The 15,718-nt window shown below is 72.7% G+C and carries 6 protein-coding genes; 5 read left to right on the top strand and 1 reads right to left on the bottom strand.

Annotated features, from left to right (window positions below):
- Window positions 1–91 precede the first annotated feature (91 nt).
- Both KBX06_RS25760 and KBX06_RS25755 read left to right on the top strand, forming a co-directional pair.
- Window positions 92–928: a hypothetical protein gene (locus tag KBX06_RS25760; protein WP_307854754.1), complete on the top strand. Its 837-nt coding sequence runs from the start codon at window positions 92–94 to the stop codon at window positions 926–928.
- Window positions 909–1,949 carry a 3-dehydroquinate synthase gene (locus KBX06_RS25755; RefSeq protein ID WP_210839498.1) on the top strand — a complete coding sequence of 347 codons (1,041 nt, stop codon included), beginning with the start codon at window positions 909–911 and terminating at the stop codon, window positions 1,947–1,949. The genes KBX06_RS25760 and KBX06_RS25755 overlap by 20 nt, the downstream gene beginning before the upstream one ends.
- Before the next feature lie 99 nt (window positions 1,950–2,048).
- On the opposite strand, the gene KBX06_RS25750 is transcribed toward KBX06_RS25755, so the two are convergent.
- Window positions 2,049–3,239 carry an ATP-grasp domain-containing protein gene (locus KBX06_RS25750; protein ID WP_210839497.1) on the bottom strand — a complete coding sequence of 397 codons (1,191 nt, stop codon included), beginning with the start codon at window positions 3,237–3,239 and terminating at the stop codon, window positions 2,049–2,051.
- A gap of 1,117 nt (window positions 3,240–4,356) precedes the next feature.
- On the opposite strand from KBX06_RS25750, the gene KBX06_RS25745 reads away from it, so the two are divergent.
- The 3 genes from KBX06_RS25745 to KBX06_RS25735 all read left to right on the top strand — a co-directional run bounded on the left by KBX06_RS25745 (window position 4,357) and on the right by KBX06_RS25735 (window position 15,707).
- Complete coding sequence (locus KBX06_RS25745) at window positions 4,357–8,055, top strand: non-ribosomal peptide synthetase (RefSeq protein WP_210839495.1); 3,699 nt, start codon at window positions 4,357–4,359, stop codon at window positions 8,053–8,055.
- A 124-nt stretch (window positions 8,056–8,179) separates the two neighbouring features.
- Window positions 8,180–11,887, top strand: a complete 3,708-nt coding sequence (locus tag KBX06_RS25740) for a non-ribosomal peptide synthetase (RefSeq protein ID WP_210839493.1) — start codon at window positions 8,180–8,182, stop codon at window positions 11,885–11,887.
- Window positions 11,888–11,996: 109 nt separating this feature from the next.
- Window positions 11,997–15,707, top strand: a complete 3,711-nt coding sequence (locus KBX06_RS25735; RefSeq protein ID WP_210839491.1) for a non-ribosomal peptide synthetase — start codon at window positions 11,997–11,999, stop codon at window positions 15,705–15,707.
- Window positions 15,708–15,718: the final 11 nt, after the last annotated feature.

Below are 15,718 nucleotides of genomic sequence, written 5' to 3'. Positions count from 1 at the left end.
GCCGATCCGGTGGTGGGACGGGCCGCAGGTCGATGATGGTGCGACCCCCGCAGACCGTCGAATCCCGTGCTCCACCCGCCCGTCAGCCGAGGTGCCGTCGTTGGAACGCTGCTGGTTGTTCGCCCGCTCGGCCGTGCCGGCCGAGGGACGCCCGGACACGCGGGTGATCGAGCTGGTCGGAACCGTCCTCACCGGCCTGGTCGCCGCCGCCCGCCGGGCCGACCCGGGCATGGACTGGTTCTTCGACCCGGAGGGCCCGCCCACCGGGCCGCACGTGAGCCTCGGCTTCCACGCCGTCCCGGCCGCGCTCGACGCGGTACGGGCGCGGCTGCTCGCGTACGACCCGGGGGTGTCCTTCCCCGCCGACCGGTGCCTGGTGCGCGACGCCGCCCGGGGCGGCCCCCTCGCGTCCGCCGGCAGCGACCTGGCCCTGGCCCTGCTCGGCGGGGACGCGCCCTGGCTGGCCGGCGTCGAGCTGCCGCTGGCCGTGGCGCACCTGCGGCACCTGACGGCGCTGGTGCCGGCGGCCGACCGGCTGGCGTTCCTCTTCCTGCACTGGCAGGAGCGCAGCCAGCGACTCACCGGCGCGCAGCGGCGGGACCTGGCGGCGCAGGCCGACGCCCGCGCGGAGAAGATCGTCCTGTCGGCCGGTGACCTGCCGCTGGGCGGGGACGTCGGCGTGGCGTGGCGGTGCTACCTGGACCGGGTGGCCGAGGTGGTCGGCCGGGACCACCCGACGGCGCCGTCCGGCTTCCTGCTGGCGCACCACGCACAGCTCACCCACGACCGGTGGGGCATCGGGCCGGAGGTCGACTCACTGGCCGCGCTGGCGCTGCGCCTGTCGATGGTCCGGGACCGCCCGGTCGTCACCACGCCGGTCCCTGTCGCACAGAGGAGACAGCAGCCGCATGAACGCGTCCGCACCTGACCGTCGCGCCCCCGCCGAGCCGGCCCGGATCGAGGTGGCGCTCGGGGAACGCGCGTACCCGGTGCTGATCGGCCCCGGTGTGCGCCACCGGCTGCCGGCGGAGGTGGCGCGGATCGGCGCGCGGCGGGTCGTGGTGGTCTCGGCCCGGCCGCCGGAGTGGACGCCCGACCCCGGCGTGCCGCACCGGGTGGTGCCGGCCCGCGACGGCGAGCACGACAAGAACCTGGCCACGGTGGAGCAGCTCTGCCGGGCGTTCGCCGAATTCGGGCTGACCCGCGCCGACGCCGTCGTCTCGTGTGGCGGCGGCACCACCACGGACGTGGTCGGGCTGGCCGCCGGCCTCTACCACCGGGGCATCGCGGTGATCCACCTGCCGACCTCGCTGCTGGCCCAGGTGGACGCCAGCGTCGGCGGGAAGACCGCGGTCAACCTGCCGGAGGGCAAGAACCTCGTCGGGGTGTACTGGCAGCCCCGGGCGGTGCTCTGCGACACCGAGCACCTCGACACGCTGCCGGAGCGGGAGTGGCGCAACGGGTACGGCGAGATCGCCCGGGCGCACTTCATCGGCGCGGGCGAGCTGCGCGACCGGCCGGTGGCGGAGCAGATCGCCGCCTGCGTGGCGCTCAAGGCCCGGGTGGTGGCCGCCGACGAGCGCGACTCCGGCCTGCGGCACATCCTCAACTACGGCCACACCCTGGGGCACGCGTTGGAGCGGGCCACCGACTTCGGCCTGCGGCACGGCGAGGCGGTCGGCGTCGGCACGGTCTTCGCGGGCCGGCTGGCCGGCGTCCTCGGCCGCGTCCCACCCGACCGGGTGGCCGAGCACCACGACGTGGTGGCGGGCTACCGCCTGGACACCACGCTGCCCGCCGGCGTCGACCACGACGAGCTGATCGCGCTGATGCGCCGGGACAAGAAGGCCACCGCCGGCCTGTCCTTCGTCCTGGACGGCCCGGCCGGGCCCGAACTGGTCGCCGACGTCCCCGAGCCCGCCGTCCGGGCCGCCCTCACGGACATGTGACGGCCCGGACCTCGCCCGCCCCCGGCACGCACGGCGGCAGCCGCTCGTGCGTCCGTCAGGTCTCCCCCGGGCCGACACCACGGCCCGGGGGACGACACGTCACCTACCCAGCGCCCGCTGGATCTGCGCGACCAGCACGCCGCAGGCGTACCGGTCCGAGGCGCCGACCATGCCGACGATGGTCGCCGGCAGCGGGCCGTTGTCCGTCTCGGCCGGGTCGTGGTGCATGAACACGACGAGCTGCCCCCGGTCGATGAACGGCGCGAGGATCGGCTCGGCGTCGACGCCGGGGGCCAGCGAGAAGAACGTGGTCATGGCGCACGGGTGCTGGCCCAGCAGCGAGCTGCGGTGCAGCACCGACGAGGTGGCCCCGCTGACCCGGAAGTTGGGGTCGATGACCCGCAGTTCACCGCCGCGACCGATCCCGGCGTCGAAGGAGCAGTAGCCCCGGTACCCGAGCGCACTGGCCTTTCGGACCCCTACGGTCAGCGCTTCGATCAGCTCCGCCGGCGGCTGGTCGTCGTCCATCACACAACCGACCCACGTCGAAGTGGGCTGCGGCAGGTGTACGGACGCACCGAAGTACTGCACCGCTCCGCTCTCCGTCACGCCGAACTGGAGGCCCCAGATCGTCCGGAAGGGCACTTCCTCCTCGACGATCCAGCAGTCGCTGACCTGTTCCAACTGGTTGAACATGGACCGGTGCTGCCGTTCCCGCAGCCGCCTGGTGAAGATCGCGATTCCGCTGAACACCTCGACACCGGCCGGTTTGATCACCGCCGGCCGACGGTCCTGCTGCACGATGCGGCGCACCTCGGCGGGGGTGGCGACCTGGCGACGGGGCAGGTATTCCGACGCGACCAGTGTTTCCAGCGTGGTCTTGTTGTTGAGGCGGGCCAACAGGTCCGCCGGCACCCGGGCCCGCGCGGTCCGCAGTTGCGGATCGTGCGGGGCAAACTGGAACTCCAGCATCTCGCCCCGCTCGGCGGCGTCCTGGGCGAGCCGCACCGCCTGGGCGCCGGAGCGGAACTCGCGCAGATCGCTCGGCGTCTTCAGACCACACCGGTTGATCAGCCGAAGCGACTTGTCGGCGCTGGACCCGGTGCTGCAAATCGCCGCCGACTGGTGCGGAAGGGTCAGGTGCAGGCCGGTGATCATGTCCAGCCCGTTGTGCAGGGCGGTGCCCGCGGCGGCAAGGTAGCGGCTGTCGGCCGTCGCCACCGGATCCGGCGGCCGGGCAAGGACCACCCCGTCGTGGGCGAACACCTGTACCTGGATCGGAACGTACATGGAATCTCCTGACATGCCGGCCCGCAAAGGGCCTCGGGGTGGCACGAAGTCCGGGACGCCACGGCCACGAACAGCGGAGGACGTGGGCGGATGGGTGGGCTCCCGGGCCTGATGGGGCCGCTCGACCACGAGGGTCAAGCGTGCCGCGTGCACCGACCGGACGGGTTCAGGCTGGACCGGCCAGGTAGCGGGCTGGCTTGTGGTCAGCGCTGCGTTGGCGAGGTGCACACCAACAGTCGGTGGCCGATCTGCCAGTCACCGACTGGATCATGATCGACAAAGCATAGTCAGTCCTCATTGCCCGGGGATGGGCCGGTCAGCCGAAATCGGGCGGCCCTTTTCGCGACCGAAATCGCCAATTCTCCGACCGGCCCCGCTACTCGGGTTGACCGAAGAGGTGCTTCCGAAAGGAGCTGCGGGACCACGCCGAACCCGGACAATCGGGCACCGAACCTCTCGGAGGCCGCTTAACGTCGCCACAGAAAAGACATAGTGACGTGTGCCTACGCCGAGAAATCGGCGCATCCGGCCGGGCTCCTGATCAGCCGATCGACACCGCACTGAGCAGCACACACCGTCGATCCGTTGGCGGCGATGCCGGACGAATGCCCGGACCGGCGGCTGCCCGGGGCGGATCCCCGGCGGCTGCCGGCGGCGGTCCGCGTGCCGGCGCCCTAGGGGTCGACGTGCGTATCTCTAGGGGTGTACGCCACTGCGGAGGGCTTCGTAGGGTCGGGCCCCATCGGTTCGTCGTTCCCTTTTCATCGCACCGGATCGGGGACGGATGTGGGTGCGCGGCGCCCGGATGGACGGGAGGCGCCGGTGATCGGATCGGGCACCGACCTGCTCCTTTCGATCGACGACGTGGTCGCGGCCCAGGATCCGGACGGTGACCCCGTCCTGGTCGCACGGCGGTTCCCGCGCGCCGGTCACCCGACCGGGCCGCACGGCCCGCGAACCGCCCCTGCCGCCGCGGCGCCCGGGCCTGCGCCCGCCAGCCGTGCCGCGCCCGCCGACCGGAATCCCGACGGTGCCGTCCGGCGTGCGGCACCTCGGCTGACCGGCCGTTGCGGCCACGTGCCTTCCGGTCGCCCCCAATCGATCGGAGGTTGAGCTGATGTCTGTCGGATTCGATGGTGCCCGGAGCGTGGCCGGGGCGGTTGACGCCGGGACGCTGGACCTGGTGGGGGACCTGCGCCGGCCGACGGTGTGGCCGGCCCGGGCGGCCTCGGTGCACCGGGTACTGCCCACCTGGCGGCCGGGCCTCGACCCGGCCGGCGCTGCCGTGGCCGCGGGGCTCGTGGCGGTCCTGGCGCGGTGGACCGCCCAGGAGGAGGTCGTGGTCGGCCTGTCGTCGGGTGGCGGCGGGTCGGTGCTGCGGGTCGGTGTGGCGGACGATCCGGGTTTCGCCGAGCTGGTGTCGCGGGTGGGTTCGGCGCTGGCGGCGCCGACGGCGGCGGGCCGGGAGCCGGTGGGTCCGGTGGTGGTGGGGCTGGTGGACGCTCCGGTGGGTGACGCGGGGCCGGCGGTGGTGGGCGTCGACCTGGTGGTGGGTGTGGCGGCGGATGGTTCGGCGCTGCGGGTGGACTACGCGGTCGAGGGTTTCTCGGCGCAGTGGGTGCGGGGTCTGGTGGATCAGGTGGTGGTGCTGGTGTCCGCGGGGTTGGCGGAGCCGGGGCTGGCGTTGTCGGGCTTGCCGTTGCTGGGGGACGCGGAGCGGGAGCGGTTGCTGGGGTGGGGTCGGGGTCCGTTGCGGGAGGTGCCGGGTCAGCCGATCCACGAGTTGGTGCTCCGGTGGGCGCGGCGCACGCCGGAGGCGGTGGCGGGTGTCGCTGGCGGTGAGGTGTTGACGTACGGGGAGTTGGATCGCCGCTCGGGGGCGCTGGCCGGGTATCTGCGGTCGTTGGGTGTGCGGCCCGGTGACGTGGTGTCGTTGGCGTTGGAGCGCAGTCTGTGGACGTTGGTCGCCACGATGGGCGTGTTGCGGGCGGGCGCGGCGTACACGCCGATGGACGTGTCGTGGCCGACCGAGCGGATGCGGATGCTGCTGGCCGACCACGGCGCGCGCGTGGTGCTCACCGTCGGTGCGGTGGCGCCCCGGATTCCCGGTGGGGACGGGGTGTCGGTGGTGGCGCTGGACGACGACCGGTCGGTGGCGCAGGACCACGAGCCGGCGGGACTGCCGGTGGTGCCGGCTGATGCGCCGGCGTTCGTGATCTACACGTCGGGTTCGACGGGCACCCCGAAGGGCGTCGTGCTGACGCACGACAAGCTGACGAACTTCCTGGCGTGGATGACCGACGAGTGTGCCATCGGCACCGACAGCCGCATGCTGCACTCGGCCGCCCCGGTCTTCGACGCCGCGTTCGGGGAGGTCTTCGCGACACTCACCGGTGGCGGCCGGGTCGTCGTCTGCTCCCGCGACGACCTGCTCGACGCGCGCCGGCTCACCGACCTCGTCAACACCCACGACGTCACGCACACGTTCGGACCGGCCACCAACATCGCCCCGCTCGACCCGGCCGCCTGCCCGGGGCTGCGCTGCATCATCTTCGGCGGCGAGGCCGTCCCGCCGCAGTTGGCCCAGCGGTGGTTGGCGGCCGGCACGCGGGTGGTGAACGCGTACGGGCCGGCGGAGATCGCCGTGGCGTGCACGTGGTTCGACGCGTCGGCCGGCTGGGGCGGCGCGTACGTGCCCATCGGCTGGCCCATGCCCAACCGGCAGATCCGCGTCGTCGACACCAACCTCAACCTCGTACCCATGGGCGTACCCGGCGAAATCCTCATCACCGGCCACGGAGTCGCCGACGGCTACCTCAACCGCCCCGACCTCACCACCGAACGCTTCGTCACCGACCCGCACGGCGGCGGGACCGCCTACCGCACCGGCGACCTGGGCCGGTGGAACGCCTCCGGGGCGCTGGAGATCCTCGGCCGGATGGACCACCAGGTCAAGGTCAACGGCATCCGCATCGAACTCGGCGAAATCGAAACCATCCTCGCCCAACATCCCGACGTCGGCGCCGCCATCGTCACCCGCCGAGAAGACCACGGCACCGCCCGACTCGTCGCCTACGTCACCGGACGCAACGGCCGCACCCCCGCCATCACCGAACTACGAGAACACGCCGCCGCCGTGCTGCCCACCTACATGATCCCCGCGGCGATCGTCACCCTCGACCGTTTCCCCGTCGGCGGCACCGGCAAGATCGACCGAAACGCCCTGCCCGCACCCGACACCCAACGTCCCGACCTCGGTGTCGAGTTCGTCGAGCCGACCACGGACGAGGAGCGCCTCGTGGCCGGGGTGTTCGCGACCGTCCTCGGCATCGACCGGGTCGGCACGCGGGACAGCTTCTTCGACCTGGGTGGCACGTCCCTGCAGTCGGCGGCGGTGGCCACGCGCGTCGACGAGGCCGCCGACGTCGTCGTACCCGTCTCGCAGATCCACCGCACCCCCACACCGCAGGGGCTGGCCCACTGGCTCACCACCGCGCCCCGCCGTACGGACACCGGCTCGGCCGCCGGGCGGGCCCGCCAGCGTCCCGGCCCGGTTCCGCTCGCGCAGCAGGTGGCGAAGTGCCTGATGTCGCCGCTGGAGGTCGTCGTCCCGGTCAGCTGGTGGATCGAGGGCGAACTGGACCTGCGGGCACTGATGGCGGCGCTCGGCGACGTGCACCGCCGGCACGAGGCACTGCACGCCCGCTACCGCCGGACGGATCCGCCCGTGGCACTCGTCCCACCCAACCCCGGCATGCCACAGCTACGACTGCTCACCGACGCCACCAGCGAACAGGAAGCCCTCGACCAACTCGCCGACGCCGTACAACAGCCGCTGGACTACACCCAGGGCCGCAACTGGCGCGCCGCCCTCATCCGCGACAAGTCCACCGGACGGGTCCTGTTCGGCGTCGGCATCCACCACATCGCCTTCGACGGCTGGTCGTACGGGCTGCTGGTGCGCGACCTCAGCCACGCCTACGCCGCCCGGCTGGCCGGAACCGCCCCCGTCTGGGACCGACCCGCACCCACGCTGCGCCAGTCGTACGACGAGTACACCCGGCTACGCGACGCCGCCGACCTCGACGCGCAGCGCGCCTACTGGCGCGAACAACTACGCGGCCTGCCCCGCCAGGGCCAGGGCCCCGCCACCGCTTCCCTCGAACAGGCCCTGGCCTGGGGCCCCAAGGCCGGCCACATCGTCACCGTGACACCCGAGGTCATGCAGCGCTGGGACCAGGCCGCCCGCGAACACCGGTTCAGCCGCTCCAGCTACTTCGTCGCGGCATTCGCCTCGGCGCTGCGCGCCATCCACCAGCAGGACGACATCGGCCTGCTGATGGTGGTGGCCAAGCGGGGCAGCCGCGTCCTCGACTCCGCCTTCACCACCCGGCTCAACCTCAACTGCGTCCGGGTACGGTTCGACGGGTCGCAGGACGACAAGCTCGTCCTGCGGGTCAACGAGACGATCACCGACCTGATGCGGGCCCAGGACGTCCCCTTCGCGGAGACCGCCGACGACCCCGCCGCCGGGCTCTCCGGCGAGGTGGTCGCCAGCCTGCCGACCTTCGTGTTCCAGGACAACGTGGTCGTGCCGCTGGAGTTGGCCGGCTGCCGGGCCGAGGAGGTCGTCGACCCGTACGCCCGGGAGGTGCCCAACGGGCTCACGGTCGAGGTGCTGCCCCGCGTCGACCATGCCCTCCTGCGCGTCACCATCCGCACCGACTACCTGCCGTACAGCTTCGCCGAGGAGCTGAACCGCCGCATGCTCCGCTTCCTCGAAGCCGGGCCGGCGGGCTCCCCCACTGCTGGTTGACCCTTCATCCCGTCCACACCGGACTGCTCGTCAGCCGCGGGCGCAAGCCGCGTCCCCGGCGTTCGTGGTTCTTCCCGCCGGCGTACCCCCGTGGGCCACGCCGGTCCTGATCGGAGGTTGGCTGATGTCTGTCGGGTTCGTTGGTGGTCGGGTCCAGGCTGCGGGTGTCGCCGGGACCGGCACCGACTTCGAGGTCCTCGACCTGGTCGGGGACCTGCGCCGGCCGACGGTGTGGCCGGCCCGGGCGGCCTCCGAGTTCCGCCCGGTGGACGTGCCCGACCTGGCGGGTGCGGAGTCCCCCGGCACGGTGGTGCTGGCCGGTGTCCTGGGAGTGCTGGCCCGGTACACCGGTCAGGCCGAGGTGGTGGTGGGGCTGTCGGCGGGTGGTGTGTTGCGGGTGGACGTGGCGGGTGATCCGGGGTTCGGGGAGTTGGTGTCGCGGGTGGGTTCGGCGCTGGCCGGGCCGGTCGCGGTGGACGGTGGTGTGCCGGGTCCGGTGGTGGTGGGGCTGGTGGACGCTCCGGTGGGTGACGCGGGGCCGGCGGTGGTGGGCGTCGACCTGGTGGTGGGTGTGGCGGCGGATGGTTCGGCGCTGCGGGTGGACTACGCGGTCGAGGGTTTCTCGGCGCAGTGGGTGCGGGGTCTGGTGGATCAGGTGGTGGTGCTGGTGTCCGCGGGGTTGGCGGAGCCGGGGCTGGCGTTGTCGGGCTTGCCGTTGCTGGGGGACGCGGAGCGGGAGCGGTTGCTGGGGTGGGGTCGGGGTCCGTTGCGGGAGGTGCCGGGTCAGCCGATCCACGAGTTGGTGCTCCGGTGGGCGCGGCGCACGCCGGAGGCGGTGGCGGGTGTCGCTGGCGGTGAGGTGTTGACGTACGGGGAGTTGGATCGCCGCTCGGGGGCGCTGGCCGGGTATCTGCGGTCGTTGGGTGTGCGGCCCGGTGACGTGGTGTCGTTGGCGTTGGAGCGCAGTCTGTGGACGTTGGTCGCCACGATGGGCGTGTTGCGGGCGGGCGCGGCGTACACGCCGATGGACGTGTCGTGGCCGACCGAGCGGATGCGGATGCTGCTGGCCGACCACGGCGCGCGCGTGGTACTCACCGTCGGCGAGGTCGCCCCACGCGTTCCCCGGCCGGACGGCGTACGGGTGGTCGCGCTGGACGAGGACTGGCCGACCGTGCAGGCGCACGAACCGGTCGAGCTGCCGACCGTCGAGGCGTCCGCGCCGGCGTTCGTGATCTACACCTCCGGCTCCACGGGCACTCCGAAGGGTGTCGTGCTGACGCACGACAAGTTGACCAACTTCCTCGCCTGGATGGCCGACGAGTGCGCGGTGGGCCCGGACAGCCGGATGCTGCACTGCTGCGCCCCGGTCTTCGACGTGGCGCTGGGCGAGATCTACACCGCGCTGACCTCCGGCGCCCGCGTCGTGGTCTGCTCCCGTGACGACCTGCTCGACGCCCGCCGCCTCACCGAACTGATCGCCAAGGAACAGACCACCCACGCGTTCTGCCCACCCACCAACCTCGCCGCCGTCGACCCGGCCGACTGCCCGAGCATGTCCTGCGTGACCCTCGCCGGGGAACCCATCCCGCCCCACATGGCGCAACGGTGGATGGCCGCCGGCGCCCGCCTGCTCAACGCCTACGGCCCCGCCGAGGCCTCCGTCGCCTGCACCTGGTTCGACGCGTCGACCGGCTGGGGCGGCGCGTACGTGCCCATCGGCTGGCCCATGCCCAACCGCCAGATCCGCGTCGTCGACACCAACCTCAACCTCGTACCCATGGGCGTACCCGGCGAAATCCTCATCACCGGCCACGGAGTCGCCGACAGTTACCTCAACCGCCCCGACCTCACCACCCAACGGTTCGTCACCGACCCGCACGGCGGCGGAACCGCCTACCGCACCGGCGACCTCGGCCGATGGAACACCACCGGCGCCCTGGAGATCCTCGGCCGCATGGACCACCAGGTCAAAGTCAACGGCATCCGCATCGAACTCGGCGAAATCGAGACCATCCTCGCCCAACACCCCGACGTCGGCGCCGCCATCGTCACCCGCCGCGAAGACCACGGCACCGCCCGACTCGTCGCCTACGTCACCGGACGCAACGGCCGCACCCCCGCCATCACCGAACTACGAGAACACGCCGCCGCCGTACTCCCGCCCTACATGGTCCCGGCCGTACTCATGGTCCTGGACCGTTTTCCCGTCGGCGGCACCGGCAAGATCGACCGGCGGGCGCTGCCCGCACCCGGCTCGCAGCGCCCCGACCTGGACGTGGCGTACGTGGAGCCGGCCACCGACTCCGAACGCCTCGTCGCGGGGGTGTTCGCGACGGTGCTCGGCATCGACCGGGTCGGGGCGCACGACGGCTTCTTCCACCTCGGTGGCACGTCCCTGCAGTCGGCGGCGGTCGCCGCGGGCATCGACGAGGCCGCCGACGTCGTCGTGCCCGTCTCGCAGATCCACCGCACCCCCACGCCACAGGGGCTGGCCCGCTGGCTCACCACCGCGCCCCGGCGTCCGAAGGCCGTCCCGGAAGCACCCGTCAGCGGTCGCCCCGGTCCGTCGAAGCCCGTCCCGCTGACCCTGTCGGTCGCCAAGTGCGTCTGGCTCCCCTTCGAACTGGTCTGCCCGACCACCTGGTGGATCGACGGCGAACTGGACCTGCGGGCACTGATGGCCGCGCTCGGCGACGTACACCGCCGCCACGAGGCACTGCACGCCCGCTACCGCCGCGTCGACCCGCCCGTGGCACTCGTCCCACCCAACCCCGGCATGCCACAGCTACGACTGCTCACCGACGCCACCACCGAACAGGAAGCCCTCGACCAACTCGCCGACGCCGTACAACAGCCACTCGACTACACCCAGGGCCGCAACTGGCGCGCCGCCCTCATCCGCAACAAGTCCACCCGACGGATCCTGTTCGGCATCGGCATCCACCACATCGCCTTCGACGGCTGGTCCCACGCGCTGCTCGTCCGCGACCTCAGCCACGCCTACGCCGCCCGGCTGGCCGGAACCGCCCCCGTCTGGGACCGACCCGCACCCACACTGCGCCAGTCGTACGACGAGTACACCCGACTGCGCGACGCCGCCGACCTCGACGCGCAGCGCGCCTACTGGCGCGAACAACTACGCGACCTGCCCCGCCAGGGCAAGGCCCAACCGCAGGCGCCCCTGGAGCAGGCGCTCGCGTGGGGTCCCAAGGCCGGACACATCGTCACCGTTCCCGGCGAGGTCATGCAGCGCTGGGACCGGGCCGCCCGGGAACGCCGGTTCAGCCGCTCCAGCTACTTCGTCGCCGCGTACGCCTCGGCACTGCGCGCCATCCACCAGCAGGACGACATCGGCCTGCTGATGATCGTCGCCAAGCGGGGCAGCCGCATCCTCGACTCCGCCTTCACCACCCGGATCAACTCGAACTGCGTACGGGTCCGGTTCCGGCCGGGGACGGACCTGCTCCGGCACGTCCAGCAGACCGTCGACGAGCTGATGGCCGCCCAGGACATCCCCTTCTCGGAGACCGCCGCCGACCCGGCCGTCGGCCTGCCCAGCGACGTGGTCGCCAGCATTCCCGGCTTCGCCTACCAGGACAACGTGGTCCTTCCGCTGGAGCTGCCCGGCTGCCGCAGCGAGGAGGTAGTCGAGCCGTACGCCCGGGAGGTGATGAGCGGGCTCACCGTCGAGGCGATCCCCCGCGACAGCGACGCCCTGCTGCGCATCACCATCCGCACCGACCTGATCCCGTTCGCCCTCGCCGAGGAGTTGGGCGCCCACATGCTCCGCTTCCTCGAGACGGGGCCCACCCCGGCCTCCACCACCGACTGAGCCCGCACCCGTACGCCTCACGTCGTCGTGGGCGTGCCCAGCAGTTCCTGGATTTCGTGACCCGGCCGTACCCCTGCGGGTGGCGCCGGTCCTGAGCGGAGGTTGACCCATGTCTGTCGGGTTCGTTGGTGGTCATGTCCCGACCACCGGGGTCGCCGGGACCGGCACCGGCTTCGAGGTCCTGGACCTGGTGGGTGACCTGCGGCGGCCGTTGGGATGGCCGGCCCGGGCGGCGTCGGAACTGCGGACGCTGGAGCCGCCCGACCTCGCGGGCCCCGAGCCGGCCGGGCTGGTGGTGCTGGCGGGTCTCGTCGGGGTGCTGGCCCGCTACACCGGTCAGGAGGAGGTGGCGCTCGGCCTGTCCTCGGGTGGATCGGTGCTGCGGGTGGGTGTGGCGGACGATCCGGCGTTCCGTGAGCTGGTGGGCCGGGTGGGTGTGGCGTGGGCCGCGCCGCTGCCGGGTGCGGGTGTGGTGGGCCCGGTGGCGGTGGGTCTGGTCGACGGCCCGGTGGCCGACGTGGGCCCGGAGACGGTCGACGTCGACCTGGTGGTGACCGTCGCCTCGGACGGTTCCGGGCTGCGGGTGGACCACGCGGCGGAGGGCTTCTCCGCGGACTGGGTGCGGGGGCTGCTGGATCACACCGCGACGCTGGTGTCGGCCGGTGTGCGGGAACCCGAGGCCCCGTTGTCGGGGCTGCCGCTGCTGGGCGCGGCGGAACGGGACCGGCTGCTCGCGTGGGGCCGGGGTCCGGTCCGCCCGGTGCCGGGTGAGCCGCTGCACGACCTGGTGCTGCGGTGGGCACGGCGGACGCCGGACGCGGTCGCGGGCGTCGCCGACGGCGAGGTCGTCACGTACGGGGAACTGGCACGCCGATCGGAACTGCTGGCCCGCTACCTGCGCTCGGCCGGTGTCGGCGGCGGGGACGTGGTGTCACTGGCGCTGGACCGCGGCATGTGGACCCTCGTCGCCACCCTGGCGGTGCTGCGGGCGGGGGCGGCGTACACGCCGATGGACGTGTCGTGGCCGGCGGAACGGATGCGGATGCTGCTGGCCGACCACGGCGCCCGGGTCGTGCTCACCGTCGGCGAGGTAGCCCCACGCGTCCCCCGGCCGGACGGCGTACGGGTGGTCGCCCTCGACGACGACTGGCCCGCCGTGGAGGCGGCCGAAGCGGTCGAGCTGCCGGTGGTGGACGCCGCCCGGCCGGCGTTCGTGATCTACACGTCGGGGTCGACCGGGACGCCGAAGGGCGTCGCGCTGACCCACGACGACCTGACGAACTTCGTCTCCTGGATGCGCGACGAGTGCGCGGTGGGCCCGGACAGCCGGATGCTGCACTGCTGCGCCCCGGTCTTCGACGTGGCGCTGGGCGAGATCTACACCGCGCTGACCTCCGGCGCCCGCGTCGTGGTCTGCTCGCGTGACGACCTGCTCGACGCCCGCCGGTTGACGGAGCTGATCGCCAAGGAGCAGACCACCCACGCGTTCTGCCCACCCACCAACCTCGCCGCCGTCGACCCGGCCGACTGCCCGAGCATGTCCTGCGTGACCCTCGCCGGGGAACCCGTCCCACCGCGCCTGGCGCAACGGTGGATGGCCGCCGGCGCCCGCCTGCTCAACGCCTACGGCCCCGCCGAGGCCTCCGTCGCCTGCACCTGGTTCGACGCGTCGACCGGCTGGGGCGGCGCGTACGTGCCCATCGGCTGGCCCATGCCCAACCGCCAGATCCGCGTCGTCGACACCAACCTCAACCTCGTACCCATGGGCGTACCCGGCGAAATCCTCATCACCGGCCACGGAGTCGCCGACAGTTACCTCAACCGCCCCGACCTCACCGCGCAACGGTTCGTCACCGACCCGCACGGCGGCGGGACCGCCTACCGCACCGGCGACCTGGGCCGGTGGAACGCCTCCGGGGCGCTGGAGATCCTCGCCCGGATGGACCACCAGGTCAAGGTCAACGGCATCCGCATCGAACTCGGCGAGATCGAAGCCGTCCTCGAACAGCATCCGGACGTCGGCACGGCCGTCGTCGTCCGTCGCGAGGACCGGGGCGTCGCCCGGCTGGTCGGCTACGTGACCGGCCGCGACGGCAGGAGGCCGGTCGGGACCGGACTGCGGGAGCACGCCGCGACCGTGCTGCCGTCGTACATGGTCCCCGCCGTGATCGTGGTCCTCGACCGGTTCCCCGTCGGCGGCACCGGCAAGATCAACCGGCAGGCGCTACCCGAACCGGGCTCGCAGCGCCCGGACCTCGGCGTGCCCTACGTGGAGCCCGCGACCCACGAGGAACGACTGGTCACGGGCGTGTTCGCCACCGTGCTCGGCATCGACCCGGTCGGCACCGGAGACAGCTTCTTCGACCTGGGTGGCACGTCCCTGCAGTCGGCGGCGGTGGCCGCGGGCATCGACGAGGCCGCCGACGTCGTCGTACCCGTCTCGCAGATCCACCGCACCCCCACACCGCAGGGGCTGGCCCACTGGCTCACCACCGCGCCCCGCCGCCCCAGGGTCGAACCGGAAGCACCCGTCACCGGACGCCCCGGCCCGGCCGGGCCCGTCCCGCTGACCCCGTCGGTCGGCAAGTTCGTCTGGCTCCCCTTCGATCTGGTCTGCCCGACCACCTGGTGGATCGACGGCGAACTGGACCTGCGGGCACTGATGGCCGCGCTCGGCGACGTACACCGCCGGCACGAGGCACTGCACGCCCGCTACCGCCGGACGGATCCGCCCGTGGCACTCGTCCCACCCAACCCCGGCATGCCACAGCTACGACTGCTCACCGACGCCACCACCGAACAGGAAGCCCTCGACCAACTCGCCGACGCCGTACAACAGCCACTCGACTACACCCAGGGCCGCAACTGGCGCGCCGCCCTCATCCGCAACAAGTCCACCGGACGCATCCTGTTCGGCATCGGCATCCACCACATCGCCTTCGACGGCTGGTCCCACGCGCTACTCGTCCGCGACCTCAGCCACGCCTACGCCGCCCGCCTGGCCGGAACCGCCCCCGTCTGGGCCCGACCCGCACCCACACTGCGGCAGTTCCACGACGAGCACACCCGCCTACGGGCCGCCACCGATCTCGACGCGCAGCGGGCCTACTGGCGCGAGCAGTTGCGCGGACTCACCCGCCAGGGCGCGGGCCGGCCCCAGCCGCTGATGGAGCAGACTCCGACCTGGGGCCCCAGGACCGGGCACACGGTCACCGTCTCCGCCGAGGTGCTGGACCGCTGGGACCGGGCCGCCCGGGAACACCGGTTCAGCCGCTCCACCTACTTCGCCGCCGCGTACGCCTCGGCACTGCGCACCATCCACCAGCAGGACGACATCGCCCTGCTGATGATCGTCGCCCAGCGCGGCAGCCGGATCGTCGACTCCACCTTCACCAGCAGGATCAGCTCCAACTGCCTGCGGGTCCGGTTCGACGGGCCGGAGAAGAACCTGATCCGGGCGGTCCAGCACACCGTGGACGCGCTGATGGCCGCCCAGGACGTCGCCTTCGTGGAGATGACCACCGACCCGGCCCTCGGCATGCCCCGCGAGGTGGTGAACAGCCTGCCCTCGTTCGCGTACCAGGACAACCTCGTCCTTCCGCTGGAACTGCCCGGCTGCCGCACCGAGGACGTCGTCGAGCCGTACGCCCGGGAGTGGTCGGGTGGCTGTGTCGCCGAGGTGCTCCCCGGTGACGGGGCTGCCCTCCTGCGCGTCACCATCCGCACCGACCTGGTCCCGACCCCCGTCGCCGAGATGCTGGCCACCGCCATGCTGCGCTTCCTGGAAGCCGGGCCCGAGGCCGCCGACGGGACGCGCTGAGCGGCCCCCGC

Source organism: Micromonospora sp. C31, from assembly GCF_018070575.1.
In the GTDB taxonomy this organism is placed as follows: domain Bacteria; phylum Actinomycetota; class Actinomycetes; order Mycobacteriales; family Micromonosporaceae; genus Micromonospora.
This window is presented reverse-complemented; position numbering and strand designations above follow the sequence as displayed.